The following is an 18,013-nucleotide window of genomic DNA, read 5'->3' as shown; positions in this document are numbered from 1 at the left end:
AAGGTCAGCAATGCTGACCTTTTTTATTTTAATGGAAATTGAATTTTATTTCTTGTTTATCATTAACGACATCGCTACAAAACTTGTCTTCAAAATCTTCCATCATAGCCTCCATATCGGTATCAATACGCGAAAGTGTTTTTCGAAGCAGAGCCTTTGGGATGTGCTTGTAATAAGCTTGGGCAATGCCGCCCGTAATAGCGGCGATGGTATTAGACGGACCATCTAACCATATTGCCTTGCGTATGGCTTCCTCAAAATCATTTGAATCAAGAAATGCCAATAATGCTGCAGGCGCTGGAGAGTTATAACGCTCCATCAATTGCTTGGCTTCTTCTTTATCAAGTTTCTCAGGTAGGTTGTAGCCAATTGTTTCAGTCAGATAATTACGGATCTCGCTTTTCTTGTGGCCGGTTTTAGCTAAATAGATTGAGCCAGTCATCGCCTGAGCTGCTTTTATTTTATTCTCTGATGAGTGTGTTATTACCGTCGCTAATTCTGCATTTTCCATTGCTTCTTCCAACGAGGTGGCTGCAAATCCTATTGGACTCACCCGCCGTGCTGCACCATCTCCATCACTATTGTACTGGTTATGATCCTTGTCTGATAAAGCCCAATCCAGGAATTTTTTTCGATAACCTGCTTTCGGAAATTTGCGCGTCCAGTTACGTAATGATTGATCGTATGGAGTATTGTTTAGAACGGCATCGGCAATGGCCATTGTAAGCACTGTGTCGTCGGTATAAGCTGAGAATGGTTTAAGCAATTGGAATTCTGTTGGGCTTTGCGGCGACTTATTAAATGCGGAGCCAATAATGTCTCCTATAATTGATCCTCTCATAGTGATGTGTTAGTGCATTTTGGGTAAAAATACTTTCTATATTTAGTTTTTTACTTATCAATATGAATGATGTGGTAAACGTACTAAAAAAAGTGATGAATGCAATATTTATGGCGACTAAGAATTAATTATTTCGACTTTGTTGGTTTAATAGTATGAAATTAGGCTAAGATTATGTTGGCAAGTATCTAAGTAGATGATTTTCTCATAAAAATCTGATAACTTAGATAGGAAGAATTAATACTTGTTTTTACACATAGAATTTAGCAACATGACAGATCGGATTAAGTATTTATTATGGTCTTTGGGCGGAGTTGTTGCCTTAACCTTGATATGGTACTTTAAGGCTGTGGTTTCTTTTTTACTTGTGTCTGCTGTTATTTCTCTTGTTATACGACCTGTTTTTGATTTATTAAAGAAGATTAGAATTAAGAGATGGGCGATGTCCAATGCCTTGGCAGCTCTTTTAACCGTTATGGTGTTATGGATTTTCGTGTTTCTTTTCTTTCGATTAAGTGTACCCTTCCTCGTCCAAGAAATTCAATACCTTTCATCGGTTGATTTGGATTTGGTGTTTGATAAAACAGAGCGATTGCTTTCTAATATGTTGGCTCCGGTTTTTCAATCGGAGTTTGGTCGTACTGGTATGGAAATGATCCAAAGTCAGATTAAGGAAACCGCAATCACAGTTTTTGATTTTTCTCAGTTGAGGGATTTGGTAACCGGGCTAATGAGCTTTTTAGGAGGCCTCTTTATATTTATTTTTAGTGTGTCGTTTATAACATTTTTCTTTTTGAAAGAAGAGCTCCTTTTGTTAGAAGGGCTATTACTGTTTATATCTGCTCATTACGAAAGCGCTTTAAGGCACATGTTGTTATCGATAAAAACACTTCTGCGGCGGTATTTTATTGGTGTCTTATTACAAATTACACTCATTTCAATATTTGTCACTTGTGGTTTCCTGTTGATTGGGGTTGAATTGCAGCATGCTGTTATTATTGGTTTGTTTTCTGGTTTTATAAATGTTATTCCATATCTGGGGCCATTGATTGGAGCTTTCTTTGGTTTTGTTGTTGGATTAATCGTTTATGTCCAATTAGCTGTACCACCTGTTTTTGGTAATTATATGTTAGGAATTTTTACTGTATATCTGATCGTGCAGTTACTCGATAATTTAGTGTTCCAACCATTTATTTTCTCGTCAAGTGTTAGGGCGCATCCACTTGAAATATTTTTGGTTATCTTAATGGCTGGATATATTTCAGGCATACTCGGTATGTTTCTGGCAATACCGGTATATACGATCCTGAGAGTTGTTGCTCGTGAATTTTTCTTTAATTATAAATTGGTTAAAAAATTGACCGAAAAATTAAAGGAATAGAAGAGATTAATATCCTAAATATTATATTTGCTGCTGTTAAACATTCTTTCACCTAATTCGTTATTTTAGGTTGAAAGTTGAAATGTTAAAAATAATTAATTGCTAATAATTAAAATCGCCTGATATGGTGTGATTTATGGTTAATCTCACTACGAATCAGAGAATAAATATCAAGTCAATATGATTAAAACTTTATCTAGATCCCAGACGTCAGGGAAATTATTCTTAAAGTTTTTCTTACTTTTTTTTCTTTTGTTTCAAGTTTTAAATGTTGGAGCAAAAGATAATCGTGGTAAAAAAGGTGCACCTGAGCCCGATTTAAAAGTAGGAGAGCGACTTTATTATGGCCTAATTTCGATGGGTGAGGAAGCAAATGCTTGTGCCTCATGTCATACGTATTACACAGCCGATACAATTAACTGGAATCCTTCAGCCCTGGAAATGGCTGTTGTAGCTTCAGAGATGGATTTGGCAACTTTTAAAAGTCATTTACTCGAACCAAGTGGCGGGGTGCGCGAGAAAGTGCATGCTAATTATAGTTTGAGTGATGAGCAATTATTTCACTTGCATGGTTATCTTAAAGAGTTGGCTGTTGATGGAGTACCAGAGAAGGCCTTATCAATTAATACGATCTTGATATTTCTTCTTTTAGGAGTAGCGATGGCAATCGCCTTAGTTGATCTGTTCTTCACCAAAAAGATTCCTTATAAGGTGATTCATATCCTTATAATATTATTTGGTTTAAGTTATCAAGGAAAGGTAGTGGCACATCAAATGATTGATTTAGGTAGAAGTCATGAGTACATGCCTGATCAACCAATAAAATTCTCTCACCAAGTACATGCGGGTGACAACAAAATTGATTGCATGTACTGCCACTCTAATGCTGAGCATGGTAAGTCGGCTGGGATACCAAGTGCTGGTTTATGTATGAATTGCCACATGGTGGTGCGTAACGGTACAAATTCTGGGCAGTTCGAGATAGCCAAGGTGGTTGATGCCTATGAAAACAATAAGGACATTGAGTGGGTACGTATTCACAACTTGCCTGATCATGTTTACTTCAATCACTCGCAACATGTTAACGCCGGGCAATTGGATTGTGCAGAGTGCCATGGTAAGGTGGAAGAAATGCATATTCTTAAACAAGAAAATGACTTATCGATGGGTTGGTGCTTGGATTGTCATAAAACCACGAATGTTAATTTCTTGGGTAATGATTATTACAAAGTCTACGAGCAATTACACAAAGATATTGAAGCGGGTGTTCGTGACTCAATCAAAGCAGCTGACATTGGAGCCAATGATTGTATGAAATGCCACCACTAGAAGTGAATAATTTACATTGAATATATAAGAAGTAGTGAGAACTGCTTTTAAAAAAAATATAAACACATGAAACAATACTGGAAAAGCATTGAAGATCTAGTTCCTGCGGAAGAAATCGAGCAAGAGAAGAAGTCTTCTATGGTGCTTTCGGAAGGAAAGGAATCGTCGGGTAATTCGCGTCGTGATTTTCTGAAGTATTTCGGATTTGGTATCGCATCGGCCGCTGTTTTGGCAGGATGTGAACGTCCTGTAAAGAAAGCAATACCATTACTTATACAGCCAGAGGAAATTAAACCTGGCACAGCTAATTATTATGCATCTGCCTTTTACGATGGAACCGAAATGGTTCCGATCTTAGTGAAAGTGCGTGATGGTCGACCTATCAAGATTGAGGGAAATGATTTGTGTGAATTAACTGGAGGATCTACTTCTGCACGTATTCAAGCATCACTTCTTAATCTGTATGATGAGTCGAGGCCAGCACAACCAATGCATAATGATACTGCAATTACTTGGGAACAAGTAGATGCTGATATGCTGAAATTAATGGCAGAATGGGATGTAAGTAAAGAATTTGTTATTCTTACACCAACAGTTCTTAGTCCATCAACGCAAAAGTTAATTGCTGATTTTAAAGCGAAGTATTCTTTCGTGGTGCATGAAACTTTTGATGCGATATCTTATTCAGCAATTCGAGAAGCGTTCGAGAAATCATACGGAGAAGCGTTGATTCCATCATATCGCTTCGATAAGGCAAAACTAGTTATTGGTTTCAATGCCGATTTCTTAGGGACTTGGTTACAGCCAGTAGCTTTTAGTCGTCAGTATGCAATGGCACGTAAGTTAACAGGTGGACAACGCGAAATGATGCGCCATTTGCAGTTTGAGACAACTATGTCGCTTACTGGTTCAAATGCCGATGAACGTGTTCCTATAGCAGCTGCTGATGAGGCACATTATGTATCTGCCCTTTATGCAGCGTTGGCTAGTAAAGCGGGAGTGTCAGTACCTGTAGTTACCATTCCAGATGTCGTTAACAAAATAGCTGAAGAACTTTGGTCAAACAAAGGTGCTTCTTTGGTAGTTTCAGGAACCAATGATGTTGATATTCAATCTTTGATATGTGGTATCAATGAGTTGTTGCAAAATACTGGAACAACAGTCGTTGTGGATACACCAGTTCATTTGTTTAAAGGTGACGATAAGGCATATTCAGCATTGTTATCACGCATGGAAAAGGGTAAAGTAGGAGCTGCTATGTTCTGGAATACTAATCCACTGTATCATGCGCCAATGGGTGGACAAACAGAAAAAGCATTGGCTAGCGTTCCTGTTAAAATTGCGGTAAACTCGCAGCAGACCGAAACAGCACAGCTTTGTGATTATAGTCTACCAACTCCTCATTTTCTTGAGAGCTGGGATGATGCTGTTTTAATTGATGGTGTATATTCATTAACACAGCCTGCTATTCGTCCAATATTTAAAACACGACAAGCACAAGAGAATCTAATGGCTTGGGCAGGCTTTGATGGAAAATATTACGATTACATAAAATTATATTGGAAAGAGAATGTGTATAATATGTCTCTTTCGCAAGGCAAGCAATTCGAAACCTTCTGGAAAACGTCACTTCGCGATGGTTTAGTGGTTGATGAAAATATTCAGAAATCGAAAGTTGCTTTCTCAGGATCAGATTTCGGATCAATTGCTTCAGCTTATTCTGCTCCTAAATCGGGGAATGAATTAGAGTTACTGATGTATCAGAACGTGCCAATTGGCGATGGGACCTTAGCCAACAACCCTTGGTTGCAAGAATTACCAGATCCTGTGAGCCGTATTTGTTGGGATAACTATGTTGCTGTTTCCCCTGCATTGGCTGCACTTCGCGGTTGGACGCAAGGAGATTTACTTTCCATAAATGATGTTGAATTGCCTGTAGTGGTTCAACCAGGACAAGCTCGTAACTCATTGGCAATTGCTCTTGGTTATGGTCGTACAAATGCAGGTAGAGTTGCTACCGATTTGGGTAAAGATGTTTATCCTTTTGTAGCAATGAATAATGGCCATCGTCAATATTATCTCGAAGAGGTGAAGGCGGTAGCAACGGGAGGAACTTACGAACTCGCTGCAACTCAATCACACCATTCGATGGAAGGTAGAGCATTAGTGCGTGAGACCACTATTGCAGAATACCTTAAAAATCCGGCATCTGGTAATGAGATGCACGAGAAGTTTAACGAAATCAATACCAGTTTATATAGCGAGCACGAATACAATGGTCACCATTGGGGAATGGTAATTGACTTAAACTCATGTATTGGTTGTAATGCTTGTGTGGTAGCTTGTTCGGCAGAGAATAATGTGCCTGTTGTAGGACGAAACGAAGTACGTCGTTCGCACGAAATGCATTGGTTACGATTAGACCGTTACTATGCCGGTGATACAGATAATCCAGAGGTTGTTCGTCAACCGGTGATGTGTCAGCATTGCGACAGTGCACCTTGTGAAAATGTGTGTCCTGTAGCGGCAACAAACCACAGTTCGGAGGGAATCAACCAAATGGCTTATAACCGTTGTATTGGAACACGTTATTGCAATAATAACTGTCCGTACAAAGTGCGTCGTTTCAATTGGTACGATTACACAGGAGCAGATACAATTCCTAATAATACGGTTGATCCGGCAGGAATGACATTAGATTTAAAACGCATGGTTCTGAATCCAGATGTAACTGTTCGTGCAAAAGGAGTTATTGAGAAATGCTCAATGTGTGTTCAACGAATTCAAGATAAGAAGTTAACAGCTAAGCGCGATGGACGGGAGTTGGAAGATGGCGAAATCAAGACAGCCTGTCAGCAGACTTGCCCTGCCGATGCCATAACATTTGGTGATACAAACGATCCAAATAGCAAGGTATCAAAATTAATGGCAGATGCACGTCAGTATGGTTTGCTCGAAGAGTTACATACGTTGCCATCAGTTGTTTACTTGTCGAAAGTTAGAAATAAGGATAAAAATAAAACGCTAAGCTAATGTACGTATCGCCAGTAAGAGAGCCGCTCATTAGCGGAGAAAAAAGTTATAGTAAAGTTACCAAGGACATTTATGCGCCAATGGAAGGTAAGCCAGGTAAACTCTGGTATGCGGGATTAACTGCAGCACTAATTGCACTGATGTTTGGTGGTTATTCCATTTTCGTAACCGTATGGGATGGAATTGGTACCTGGGGACTAAACAGAACCATTGGATGGGGTTGGGGCATTACCAACTTTGTATGGTGGGTAGGTATCGGTCATGCTGGTACATTTATATCGGCTATTTTATTGTTGTTCCGTCAGAAGTGGCGTACATCAATTAACCGTAGTGCCGAGGCAATGACCATAATTGCAGTAATGTGTGCTGGTTTATTCCCGCTTATTCACATGGGGCGTTTGCCTTTGGGATTTTTCATTTTCCCTTATCCAAATACACGTGACGTATGGGTGAATTTTAACTCACCATTGCTTTGGGATGTATTTGCGATTTCAACGTACCTCACTGTTTCGGTATTATTCTGGTACATGGGATTGATTCCTGATATTGGTACCATACGTGATAAGCTGGTTCCAGGTATTAAAAAGAAGATTTATTCAGCCTTAAGTTTTGGTTGGACAGGTTCTGCTCGTCATTGGGCGCGCCACGAATCAATGAGTTTGATATTAGCCGGATTAGCTGCACCCTTAGTACTGTCGGTGCATACCATTGTAAGTTTTGACTTTGCCACCTCGGTGATACCCGGATGGCATACCACCATCTTTCCACCCTATTTTGTGTCGGGTGCGGTGTTCTCAGGCTTTGCCATGGTATTAACATTGATGATCATCACGCGTAAGGCCATTAATCTTGAAAGTTATATCACAAAAGCACACCTGGAGTCGATGAATAAAATTATCATTGCTACAGGTTCTATTGTAGGTATTGCCTATATCACCGAGTTATTCATTGCTTGGTATTCAGGTGTTGTTTACGAACAATATGCTTTTGTAAATAGAGCTTTTGGTCCGTATTGGTGGGCCTATTGGATTATGATGACTTGTAATGTGATTACGCCTCAGTTATTCTGGTTCAAGAAAATACGACGTAGTTTCGCTGCCACTTTCGTTATTTCCATTTTTGTGAATATTGGTATGTGGTTCGAACGTTTTGTAATTATTGTTACCTCTCTGCACCGCGACTTCTTACCATCAAGTTGGAGTATGTATACACCAACATGGGTTGAGGTTGGAATATACGTTGGAACATTTGGTTTATTCTTCACGCTATTCTTCTTATTTATTCGCTTTTTCCCGGTAATAGCTATTGCTGAGGTGAAAAGTGTATTGAAGACATCTGCAGAGAAATTTATTAAAAAAGGAAAATAAAGAGATATGGAAGAAAAAACATACGTTTCAGGATATTTTCCAGATGATAAGGATTTAATTGTGGCCATTAAGGAGCTGCAAGAAAAGAATGTTGATATCGCCGATGTGCGAACACCATTCCCCGTTCACGGTTTGGATAAAGTGCTTAAATACCGCCGTTCACGATTGCCACGTGCTGGCTTCGTAGCCGGAGTTATTGGTTGTGCTATCGGGTTTGGTTTTCAGGCATGGGTGTTTACTCAGGCATGGCCATTAAATTTTGGTGGTAAACCATTTATGTCAGTACCTTCATTTATCCCGGTTACTTTTGAATTAACGGTTCTATTTGCGGCTTTCGCATTGGTGTTCGGTTTTCTTATTAGTAGTAAGCTTGGGCCTGGTTCTGATAATATTATATACGATGAGGGAGTGACCGATGATCGTTTTCAGATTCTTTTGGAAGTGAAAAATGCTAATGGTGATGCTTTGCAGGAATCATTGCAGTCGGTAGGTGCTTTGGGAGTTCAATTACACGAAGTTAAATCATAATAGATAATCATGTATAAGTCTTTTGAATTTACTCAAAATATTAAAAAATTCTTAATAGCGCTCATGGTTATCGGTGCGTTATTAACGGTGGTTGGTGTGTTTATGAACCTTGATCATATGCACCGCATAATGGCCAATGTATTATTAAACGGATTTTATTTCACCGCCATAGCCATGGGAGCTGCTTTCTTTGTGGTTGTTCATATACTTGGTGAGTCGGGATGGCATACAGCTATTCAGAGAATCCCTGAGGCACTTGGGCAATATATACCGGTTGGAGGTGTAATTATGCTTTTGGTATTGCTTGGCATGGGTGATCTTTACCACTGGACACATCCTGACCCTGATGATACTATACTTTTAGGTAAGGTGCCATTCTTAAACCCTGTATTTTTCAGCATCAGAACGGTAGTTTACATCGTAGTCTGGACTTTATTAGTTAGAAAGTTGCGTAAAATGTCGTTGGCATCAGATAGTTCACCTGATGATATTAAATTATTTACACGTACACGTAATTGGTCAGGTATATTCATCGTTATTTTTGCAATTACTAGCTCTACTTCAGCCTGGGATTGGATTATGTCAATTGATTCGCACTGGTTCAGTACCTTATTTGGTTGGTATATTTTCGTTAGTTCGTTTGTAGCGGCTGTTGCGATGGTAATTATTTTATTATTCGTACTTCGTCGTATGGGTTACATGGATCATGTTAACGAAGAGCACATGCACGATTTAGGTAAGTATCTATTTGGCTTTAGTGTTTTTTGGGCTTACTTATGGGTTTCGCAATATTTGTTAATTTGGTATAGTAATATCCCTGAGGAGACCATTTATTTTGTGAAGCGACAAGAGGATTTCGGAATGATTTTCTGGGCTAATGTTATCATTAACTTCTTGGCACCCTTCTTAATTTTAATGGCACGAGGAACGAAGCGTAAGATGAATTGGTTGTTAGTGTCGGCTATTATTGTGTTCGTAGGTCACTGGATAGATATGTACGTTGCTATTTGGCCGGGAAGTGTTGGTCACGCAGATTTTGGTTTATTAGAAATTGGGATGACGCTTCTTGTATTGGGAGTTTTCTTATTCTCTTTCTTCCGCCATTTTGCTAAAGCGCCTGTAGTGCCTGAAAATCACCCTTATTTTAAAGAAAGTTTTGATTATGACAACATACGCTAAATCGATGAAGATGCAGATAAAAGTTATTGCCTTTGGCCTTGCCATGGTTGCGCTGTTGGCATCTTGTGATAAAAACAGAAATCATCCAGGATATAGCTATTTTCCTGATATGGAACAGTCACAAGCATATGAAACATATACAGATAATCCTGTTTTAGCTGAAGGTAGAACAAATCAGTTGCCTCCGGAAGGAACGGTTCCTCGTGAGATGATTCCTTTTGATTTTGAAAAAACGGATGTAAACCGCACATGGGCTGGTCAGGAATTGGATAATCCTTATGCCAATGATGCTTCTGAATTAGAGGAAGGAAAACGTTTGTATGATATTTATTGTATGAATTGTCATGGTGATTTGGGCGATGGAAAAGGATTTCTTTATACCTCAGGTAAATACCCTTATCCTCCAGCTACTTTATTATCGGACAAGATCAAGGATAATCCGGATGGTGAGATGTTCCACGTTATAAGTACAGGTTACGGGATGATGGGCTCGCATGCAGCTCAAATAATACCTGATGATCGTTGGAAGATTATAACATACATTCGTCATGAATTGCATAAGTAAAGTTGATAAAACAGTATAAAATAAAAGCCATCATTTCAACAGAAATGATGGCTTTTGTTATTTTAAAAATGGTATTTATTTTTTTAAGCTAAAAGGTTATCGATAAGGAAACGCCTTTCTGTTGACCGTGTTGGTAATAGCCCATGTTTACGTTTTCTAACTTTTTAGCGTATTCCTTCATTTTTTTATTTCCTACAGAACTCAAAATTATTCCAGTAACTGTTAATGGAATTCCTGTTGCTAATGCTACAACACCAAGAGCTCCAGAGCCATCGTTAGTGTTATATTGCGTTTGTCCATACGCATCGGTAGTTTCTTCCCAATCGGCACTCGAAACAAGAACTGCTCCAACAACTGTTAATCCACCGCCAACAATAGCAAGTGTTGAGCCAGTTTTCTTCATTTTAGTATAACTCGTTACTTTGTTTTCGAATTTTACGCGATCCTCATTACTTAATTGTGCCATTACTGATGTGGAAACTAGTAACAACAATGCAATGTTCAGTAGTGCTTTCATAAAAGTAGGTTTAGGTAGGGTAAATATTAATTGTGATATTGTAAATGCTCTTATAATTGTATGCCGTCGTTGCTAACGGGTGTAGTAATCGACTCTTTTTGAGTAAGATTATTAACCAAGTCATCATTAATAGGTTCCAATTCTTCTTCTTTTTTCTCTTCAGTTACTTGGGCTTTGTTTTTTTGATGCATGGCTATTGCATTCTGAATTTGAATACGACGGCCATTCTTAAAGGACATAATGAACGCATCTTTAAAGCCCATTTGTTTGATTTGATCTAGAAATGATTCAGCCTCCGTGTAGTCAATAAATTCACCTAGGGTAAATTGATTGATCCCTTCATAAGAATCTTGTTTTATGCCCAATAGATTATCTTCATATGGTTCAAGGTCAATGCCTGTATAGGCGCCTATTTGTATGGCAAAAATAATTCCATCGTAACCTTCTTTAGGTAATGCCCCTTTGTGTGTATTGTATACAATGTGACTAAGCGTGTCGTAAGGTGTCGTTTCAACTTTTGTAAGCGTATCCTTTTGTACAGTATTTTCCACTTCTGCCGAAGTCTTATCAATAGCTCCGTTTGAGTTTGGGAACTGTATTAGTCCCTTGAACATTAATATGGATAACAATGAAACAAAAAAGACAATTTGCAGATATAAACTTCGTCGTAAGGTCCCAATCTTTGCAGATTGCTTTTGAGATGAAGTACGCAGGCGTTGTACTTCTTTTTCCATGGCTTCTATTCTGAGCTGATTTTTTTGCTCATTAAATGAATTTTCTGAAAAGGACATTGTCAGGATCTTTTATGTTGCTATAAAAATAGCGGAAAAAACTATTGATTTAACGTCAATCATGGTTTTTTTACTGATAAATTGCAGTTTTTGTTCCACTAATTAACAATTTTTAGTGCTAAATAGTCTTTTTTAATGTGTATAACCTGCACTTTTAAATACTTCAATAATAGAAGGGTATGTGTTTTTGAAAATGGTATTTATTTGAGAGCGATCAAGCCATTTGGCTTCTGTAATTTGTTCTTCGACTTGGGGACTAAGTGTGTTTGATCCAGTATGACTCATTTTAAACCATACCGTTTCTTTCATGAAATGAATATTATTTTGTTGGTAAGTGTGAAAAGTAGAACAAATAGCTTGTTCTATTTTTAAGCCATCAATACCACATTCTTCTTCCACCTCTCGTAAAGCAGTTTCTTCGAATGACTCTCCTTTTTCAGTTTTACCTTTAGGTAAATCAAATACACCTAAGCGATGAATAATTAATAGCTCATTATGATTATTTTGCACCAAGCCTCCTGCTGCAGTAATAAATTTAAAGCATTTCTTAAGCGCTGCTAGTAACACATCTTTATTGCTGCCATAAATAAATCCTTTGTTTAAATATGGGTTGGATTCAAACTTGGTGATAAACTCATTAAGCTCATGATGCGATGTATATTTATGTATCGCATTAAAATCAATTGTAAGCTCTTGTTTTAGCGAGTCTGTTAAAAAAAGAATTCTATCCTTGAAAAAAACTTTATACATTTGCGGCATGGAAAAATTAGCGGAAATTGTAGCCAAACAGTTGTTGCAAATTAAGGCAATTAAATTGCAACCTGCAAACCCATTTACATGGGCTTCGGGATGGAAATCACCGATCTATTGTGATAACAGAAAGACACTTTCGTACCCGGAAGTACGTGATTTTATTAAATTGGAATTTGCACGAATTGTGCTTGAAAAATATCCTGATGTGGATGTTGTGGCAGGTGTTGCTACTGGTGCAATTGCGCAAGGTGCTTTAGTGGCCGATGCCATTAATAAACCAATGATTTATGTTCGTTCGGCCGCGAAAGGACATGGTTTAACAAATCTAATAGAAGGTGACCTAAAGCCTGGCCAGAAAGTAGTGGTTATTGAAGATTTAATTTCTACTGGTGGAAGCAGTTTGAAAGCTGTTGAGGCCATTCGAGAATCGGGTGCTGAAGTATTAGGCATGTTAGCCATTTTTACTTATGGATTTGGTGTGGCCAGTGAAGCGTTTGAAAAAGCAAATGTTGAATTAACAACTTTGAGTTCGTACCAGCAATTAATTCCATTTGCCAGCGAATCGGGTTATGTAACGGCTGAGGAAGTTGCAACGCTACAGGAGTGGAGAAAAGATCCTGCTTCTTGGAATAAGTAAAAAGCTACTCCGATTGCTATCGGTGGCTGTTAGTATCTAGCTGCCAGCTTAAAAATAAACTAAATCAGAGCAGGTTTTACTAATAGGCTTGCTCTTTTTTATAGCATTTTTGATTATAAACTAGTGTGAAAGTTTATAACAAATGATATCTAACCTCTAATAACTATTAGTCTAATCATCTATTATATATGACCAAATTTGAGAGCGATATAAAGAAAGCCAATTACTCGTCAGAGACTATTTTTAATTTTTTATCCGACTTCGATCATTTTGGCGAATTGATACCTAAGGATAAAATTAGCAATTGGGAATCAATGGGTGATAGCTGTCGGTTTACCATTGATCCTGTTGGGGAAGTTGGACTTCGAATTGTTGAGAAAGAAGCTAACTCAACCATTAAGTTAACTGGTGAAGGAAAAACACCTTTTAATTTCTTTTTGTGGATTCAATTGAAGGAAGTAGCAAGCGACGATACGCGTGTTAAGCTAACAATCAAAGCTGACATGAACCCAATGATTAAAATGATGGCAAGTAAGCCAATTAAAAAGTTTTTGGAAGTATTGGCAGATGGTATAGCGAACCATAAGTATTAAAAGTGAGCTGCCTGACTGTTACAGATGCTTAACTAAAGATTATAGTAATCCGGACTCTATTTTTTCTCGGACTCCGGACTTTATCTTCTCGGACTTCGAACTATATAATGAACTGAACCTCTTTAAACGCATACTCTCGCATCTGACCAGATGTGTCTTTTAAAGTAAGCAATCCCATTTCATCAACACCTTTGATGGATGCTTTAAATGTTTCTTGCTCGTCCTTAAAAAGATGCTTGCCTATGTTACGATAAAGAAGGGAGAAATAAGTGCTGTTTATGCTATCTAAATCTTCACTTTGCAGCTGCTTATATCTTATTTGAATGTGTTTTAGAATTGAATCCAGTACTTTATCTAAATCAAATTCGGTAAGGCTTATTGATTTTAATGAAACGGGGTTAGGCGCATCAGAGGTAAAGACAGTTTGATTCACATTTAGCCCAATACCTATTATGCAATAGTCTAATTGGGCACCCATAATTGAGTTTTCGATTAAAATACCAGCAATCTTTTTATCACCAATGTAAATGTCATTGGGCCATTTAACTGTTATTCCACAGATAAATTCAGAAAGAGCATCGATAATGGCAAGAGAGATTATTTTTGAGACATAGAATTGTTTGTGAGGCTCAAGAAAGTTTGGGCGTAATAATAAGCTAAAGGTTAAGTTTTTACCCTTTTCACTTTCCCACGAGTTATTGGCTTGTCCTTTCCCATCGTTTTGATTCCGACATATTACCACGGTTCCTTCACGAACATCTTTGGTGTCAATAAGTTTTTTTAATTCAGTATTTGTCGAAGGTAGTTCGTCGTAACGAATATAATTTGGCTCAAAGTATGATGTCATGTTTACAGTTTTTGTGCTAAAATGTCAGTATGCAAAAGTAAGATCTTTCAATTGACAAAAATAGATGATTATATCATTGTAAAAGTACTATCTTTGACTGAATAAAAATAGTGCCGACAATATAAGTGACTACCTCTGATGTTGTTGGAGATTAGTATTTCAAATTATATTCGAGTGGTTTAATTAAAAGTAAGTAAGCGAATTGAGTCAAAAAGGAATGAATAAGTTAAAATTAACTGCCAAACAATTAGTTGAAACCATTGTTGAAGGAATACAAGAGAAGAAAGGCACAGATATTGCTATATTGGATCTCACTGAATTAGATAATACCATTTGTCAGTATTTTGTTATTTGTAATGGCGACAGTAATACGCAAGTTGATGCAGTTGCCAATTCAGTTATTGATTACGTAAATAAAAACATTGGGGATAAGCCAAATCATTCGGAAGGTTTTAGTAATGCCGAATGGATACTATTGGATTATTTCGATGTAGTAGTCCATGTTTTTCAACGAGAGCAAAGAAGTTTTTACAATCTTGAAGGTCTTTGGGCAGACGCTAAACGCACCGAAATTAAAAATTTGTTTTAAAATTGACATTATAATCATATGATAAACGATAAACCGAATAATCAGGGTAACGACAAGGAAAAGTCGAAAATGCCTAAGTTCAATATGTATTGGGCCTATGGCTTGATAGCACTTGCCTTGATACTGGTTAGTAAAATGGATTTCGGTCAAGGGCCTCATAAAATATCGTATAGCGAATTCAAGGAAGAAATTCTTGAGAATGGGGACATTGATAATATTGTTGTTATACGTAATGAGGGAGTTGCAGAAGTAACAATATTTGAGAATAAATTAGATAATTATAAAGAGCTTTTCAAAGAAAACTTGACTAACTCTGGCCCTCCTGCATCAGGTCCTCATTTTGTTTTTAGTATTCCTTCAATCGATATGTTTGAGGAAGCCAGAATGAAAGCAGAAGAAGGCTTGAAGCAAAATATTCCAATTGAATACGAAACTAGAACCGATTTCTTCGGTGACTTCTTAACATTTATGTGGCCTTTACTTTTACTAGTAGCACTTTGGGTGTTTATCTTCCGAAGAATGGGAGCTCAAGGTGGTGGCGGTGGAGCTGGTAATATTTTTAATGTTGGCAAATCACGAGCTAAGGTCTTTGATAAGGAAGCTGACATTAATGTTAACTTTAAAGATGTTGCAGGTCTGGTTGAAGCGAAGCAAGAGTTAGAAGAGATTGTTGAGTTTTTGAAAAGACCTGAAAAATACACTGAATTAGGAGGTAAGATTCCCAAAGGAGCTTTGTTAGTTGGCCCTCCAGGAACAGGTAAAACCTTATTAGCAAAAGCTGTGGCTGGAGAAGCGAATGTTCCTTTCTTCAGTATGTCGGGTTCCGATTTTGTGGAGATGTTCGTTGGTGTTGGAGCCAGTCGGGTACGCGATTTATTTAAGAAAGCCAAGGAAAAGTCGCCATGTATTGTATTTATCGATGAGATTGATGCCATTGGCCGTGCTCGTGGAAAAAGTCCTAATATGGGCGCTAATGATGAGCGTGAGAACACACTGAATCAGTTGTTAACTGAGATGGATGGTTTTGGTACCAATAGTGGTGTAATTATATTAGCTGCTACCAACCGTGCTGATATTCTGGATCGTGCCTTGATGCGTGCTGGTCGTTTTGATCGCCAGATACATGTTGAGCTTCCCGATTTAAAAGAGCGTAAAGCTATTTTTGAAGTGCACCTTCGCCCATTACGTTTAAGCGACGATGTAGAAAGTAAATTTTTAGCAAAACAAACACCTGGTTTTTCAGGTGCTGATATTGCCAATGTGTGTAACGAAGCTGCATTAATTGCGGCTCGTAATAATAAAAAAATTGTTGAGAAGGAAGATTTCTTAAGTGCTGTTGACCGTATAGTTGGTGGTCTTGAAAAGAAGAATAAAATAATTTCGAAAGACGAACGTAAAGCCGTTGCTTATCACGAAGCTGGCCATGCTACAATTAGCTGGTTGCTTGAACATGCTCATCCATTGGTAAAAGTAACTATTGTTCCCCGAGGAAAAGCCCTAGGTGCTGCCTGGTATCTGCCTGAGGAGCGACAGTTGACAACTACTGAGCAAATTTTGGATGAAATGTGTTCAACACTTGGAGGACGTGCGGCTGAAGAAATTATGTTTGGAAAAATAAGTACGGGTGCATTAAATGATCTTGAAAAAGTTACCAAGCAAGCCTATGCAATTGTTACCTATTATGGTATGAGTGAAAAAATAGGTCATAAAAGTTATTTTGATTCATCAGGACAATCTGAATATTCTTTTGGAAAGCCTTATAGCGAAAAAACAGCTGAAATAATTGATGAAGAAGTTAGTCGCATCATTGATGAGCAGTATAAGAGAGCAAGGAAGATATTAACTGAAAATCATGAAAAACATTCTGCTCTTGCCGAAAAGCTTCTGGATAAAGAAGTCATCTTTAGCGAAGACTTAGAAAAGCTTTTTGGTAAAAGAAAAATATCTGCCCACGTTATTGAAGAAGACGATGACGAGGTGGAAGAAGTAAAAGCTGAAGAAGTAGCTGATAATAAAGCTGAAGCATCTGTAGATTCAGAGAAAGATACTTCTGACAAAAAACAAGAAGACTAGTCGTTGAATACGATTTTAAATAATAAGCGGACTTATTTCCATGTGAGATAAGTCCGCTTTTTTTGATGTCGCTATACAACTTATTCCTTGTAAAAAAGCATTCAGGTTTTTAATGATAAATGCGGTAATTTTCTATTTTCACAGGATATGTTAACTTTGCGTAATTAATAAAAATCGATGAATAATTTTTTACAACGCAGCCTTACTGGAGTCATCTTTGTTGGATCGGTAGTAGGGACGATACTGTTTCACCCATTAGCCTTTTTTATATTGTGTTTATTGGTGTCGGTATTGGGTATGATTGAAATGAAGCGTTTGTTAGAGCGTCGATACGATCGGATTAATCTCTTTGCTTCTTTATTATTGGGACTGTCCTTTCAGGTTTTGGTGTTTTTAGATACTCAGGAAATAATCTCGAATAGCTGGTACATTATATTGATGCCTATGATATGGCTTCCTTTTGTACATGAGTTATTTAAGGGAGGTGAGCATCCGTTTCAAAGAATCGCACTTACCTTGTTATTGCCTGTTTACATAGCTATACCCTTATCATTCTTATACCTATCTGCATGGACGGATGGAACTTTCAATAATTATTTCTTGATCGCTTTCTTTGCTATGGTGTGGTGTAACGATACAGGTGCTTATTTAGTTGGTGTTTCTATCGGCAGACATAAATTATACGAGCGTATTTCACCTAAGAAGACTTGGGAAGGATTTATTGGAGGAGTGATTTTTACAGCACTTGCTGCCTTTGTCATATTTCGATTGACGGATATTGCAAGTCTTTGGGTTTGGATAGCTGCAGGATTAATCGTTTCTGTTTTTGGAACCTTAGGAGATTTAATTGAATCGATGTTGAAACGTAATGTTGACATTAAAGATTCAGGAGCTATATTGCCTGGGCATGGCGGCATACTCGATCGTTTTGATGCGGTACTTTTTGCAGCACCAATGGTGTTTGCATTATTTATTTTATTTGGATAAAAT

17 protein-coding genes are annotated in these 18,013 nt (G+C 37.8%); 12 read left to right on the top strand and 5 right to left on the bottom strand.

Annotated elements, in window-relative coordinates; all coding sequences use genetic code 11:
- Window positions 1–28: 28 nt before the first annotated feature.
- Window positions 29–841, bottom strand: a complete 813-nt coding sequence (locus ACRD7B_RS01760; RefSeq protein ID WP_430822732.1) for an ADP-ribosylglycohydrolase family protein — start codon at window positions 839–841, stop codon at window positions 29–31.
- Between the two features lie 271 nt (window positions 842–1,112).
- On the opposite strand from ACRD7B_RS01760, the gene ACRD7B_RS01755 reads away from it, so the two are divergent.
- From ACRD7B_RS01755 to ACRD7B_RS01725, 7 genes are all read left to right on the top strand, one after another.
- Complete coding sequence (locus ACRD7B_RS01755) at window positions 1,113–2,222, top strand: AI-2E family transporter (RefSeq protein ID WP_430822731.1); 1,110 nt, start codon at window positions 1,113–1,115, stop codon at window positions 2,220–2,222.
- 252 nt (window positions 2,223–2,474) lie between these two features.
- Window positions 2,475–3,551, top strand: a complete 1,077-nt coding sequence (locus ACRD7B_RS01750) for a cytochrome c3 family protein (RefSeq protein WP_430822730.1) — start codon at window positions 2,475–2,477, stop codon at window positions 3,549–3,551.
- A gap of 66 nt (window positions 3,552–3,617) precedes the next feature.
- Window positions 3,618–6,584, top strand: a complete 2,967-nt coding sequence (locus tag ACRD7B_RS01745; RefSeq protein WP_430822728.1) for a TAT-variant-translocated molybdopterin oxidoreductase — start codon at window positions 3,618–3,620, stop codon at window positions 6,582–6,584.
- Window positions 6,584–7,951, top strand: coding sequence for an NrfD/PsrC family molybdoenzyme membrane anchor subunit (gene nrfD, locus ACRD7B_RS01740; RefSeq protein ID WP_430822727.1), 1,368 nt, complete (start codon window positions 6,584–6,586; stop codon window positions 7,949–7,951). The genes ACRD7B_RS01745 and nrfD overlap by 1 nt, the downstream gene beginning before the upstream one ends.
- Before the next feature lie 6 nt (window positions 7,952–7,957).
- Complete coding sequence (locus tag ACRD7B_RS01735) at window positions 7,958–8,479, top strand: DUF3341 domain-containing protein (RefSeq protein WP_430822725.1); 522 nt, start codon at window positions 7,958–7,960, stop codon at window positions 8,477–8,479.
- A 9-nt stretch (window positions 8,480–8,488) separates the two neighbouring features.
- Complete coding sequence (locus ACRD7B_RS01730; RefSeq protein WP_430822724.1) at window positions 8,489–9,658, top strand: hypothetical protein; 1,170 nt, start codon at window positions 8,489–8,491, stop codon at window positions 9,656–9,658.
- A gap of 10 nt (window positions 9,659–9,668) precedes the next feature.
- A complete protein-coding gene (locus ACRD7B_RS01725) occupies window positions 9,669–10,223 on the top strand; it encodes a c-type cytochrome (protein WP_430822723.1) in 555 nt (184 codons plus the stop codon).
- Window positions 10,224–10,311: 88 nt separating this feature from the next.
- On the opposite strand, the gene ACRD7B_RS01720 is transcribed toward ACRD7B_RS01725, so the two are convergent.
- The 3 genes from ACRD7B_RS01720 to ACRD7B_RS01710 form a co-directional block, all read right to left on the bottom strand.
- A complete protein-coding gene (locus ACRD7B_RS01720) occupies window positions 10,312–10,740 on the bottom strand; it encodes a hypothetical protein (protein WP_430822722.1) in 429 nt (142 codons plus the stop codon).
- A gap of 50 nt (window positions 10,741–10,790) precedes the next feature.
- Window positions 10,791–11,531, bottom strand: a complete 741-nt coding sequence (locus ACRD7B_RS01715; RefSeq protein ID WP_430822721.1) for a hypothetical protein — start codon at window positions 11,529–11,531, stop codon at window positions 10,791–10,793.
- A 132-nt stretch (window positions 11,532–11,663) separates the two neighbouring features.
- Complete coding sequence (locus tag ACRD7B_RS01710) at window positions 11,664–12,281, bottom strand: NUDIX hydrolase (protein ID WP_430822720.1); 618 nt, start codon at window positions 12,279–12,281, stop codon at window positions 11,664–11,666.
- A gap of 7 nt (window positions 12,282–12,288) precedes the next feature.
- Between ACRD7B_RS01710 and pyrE the strand changes: the two genes are divergently transcribed.
- Window positions 12,289–12,921 (top strand): orotate phosphoribosyltransferase, encoded by a 633-nt coding sequence (gene pyrE, locus ACRD7B_RS01705; RefSeq protein WP_430822719.1) that lies wholly within the window; start codon window positions 12,289–12,291, stop codon window positions 12,919–12,921.
- Between the two features lie 188 nt (window positions 12,922–13,109).
- Window positions 13,110–13,514 carry an SRPBCC family protein gene (locus tag ACRD7B_RS01700; RefSeq protein WP_430822718.1) on the top strand — a complete coding sequence of 135 codons (405 nt, stop codon included), beginning with the start codon at window positions 13,110–13,112 and terminating at the stop codon, window positions 13,512–13,514.
- Between the two features lie 100 nt (window positions 13,515–13,614).
- On the opposite strand, the gene ACRD7B_RS01695 is transcribed toward ACRD7B_RS01700, so the two are convergent.
- A complete protein-coding gene (locus ACRD7B_RS01695; RefSeq protein ID WP_430822717.1) occupies window positions 13,615–14,361 on the bottom strand; it encodes a biotin--[acetyl-CoA-carboxylase] ligase in 747 nt (248 codons plus the stop codon).
- A gap of 217 nt (window positions 14,362–14,578) precedes the next feature.
- On the opposite strand from ACRD7B_RS01695, the gene rsfS reads away from it, so the two are divergent.
- From rsfS to ACRD7B_RS01680, 3 genes are all read left to right on the top strand, one after another.
- Window positions 14,579–14,950, top strand: a complete 372-nt coding sequence (rsfS, locus tag ACRD7B_RS01690; protein ID WP_430822716.1) for a ribosome silencing factor — start codon at window positions 14,579–14,581, stop codon at window positions 14,948–14,950.
- Between the two features lie 18 nt (window positions 14,951–14,968).
- Entirely contained in the window at window positions 14,969–17,023 is a 2,055-nt protein-coding gene (gene ftsH / locus ACRD7B_RS01685) for an ATP-dependent zinc metalloprotease FtsH (RefSeq protein WP_430822715.1), read from the top strand.
- A gap of 177 nt (window positions 17,024–17,200) precedes the next feature.
- Window positions 17,201–18,010 (top strand): phosphatidate cytidylyltransferase, encoded by an 810-nt coding sequence (locus tag ACRD7B_RS01680; protein WP_430822714.1) that lies wholly within the window; start codon window positions 17,201–17,203, stop codon window positions 18,008–18,010.
- Window positions 18,011–18,013 lie beyond the last annotated feature (3 nt).

The organism is Carboxylicivirga fragile, assembly GCF_050589805.1.
GTDB lineage: Bacteria > Bacteroidota > Bacteroidia > Bacteroidales > Marinilabiliaceae > Carboxylicivirga > Carboxylicivirga fragile.
The sequence above is the reverse complement of the archived record's forward strand: the minus strand, read 5'-3'. Positions and strand labels throughout refer to the sequence as shown.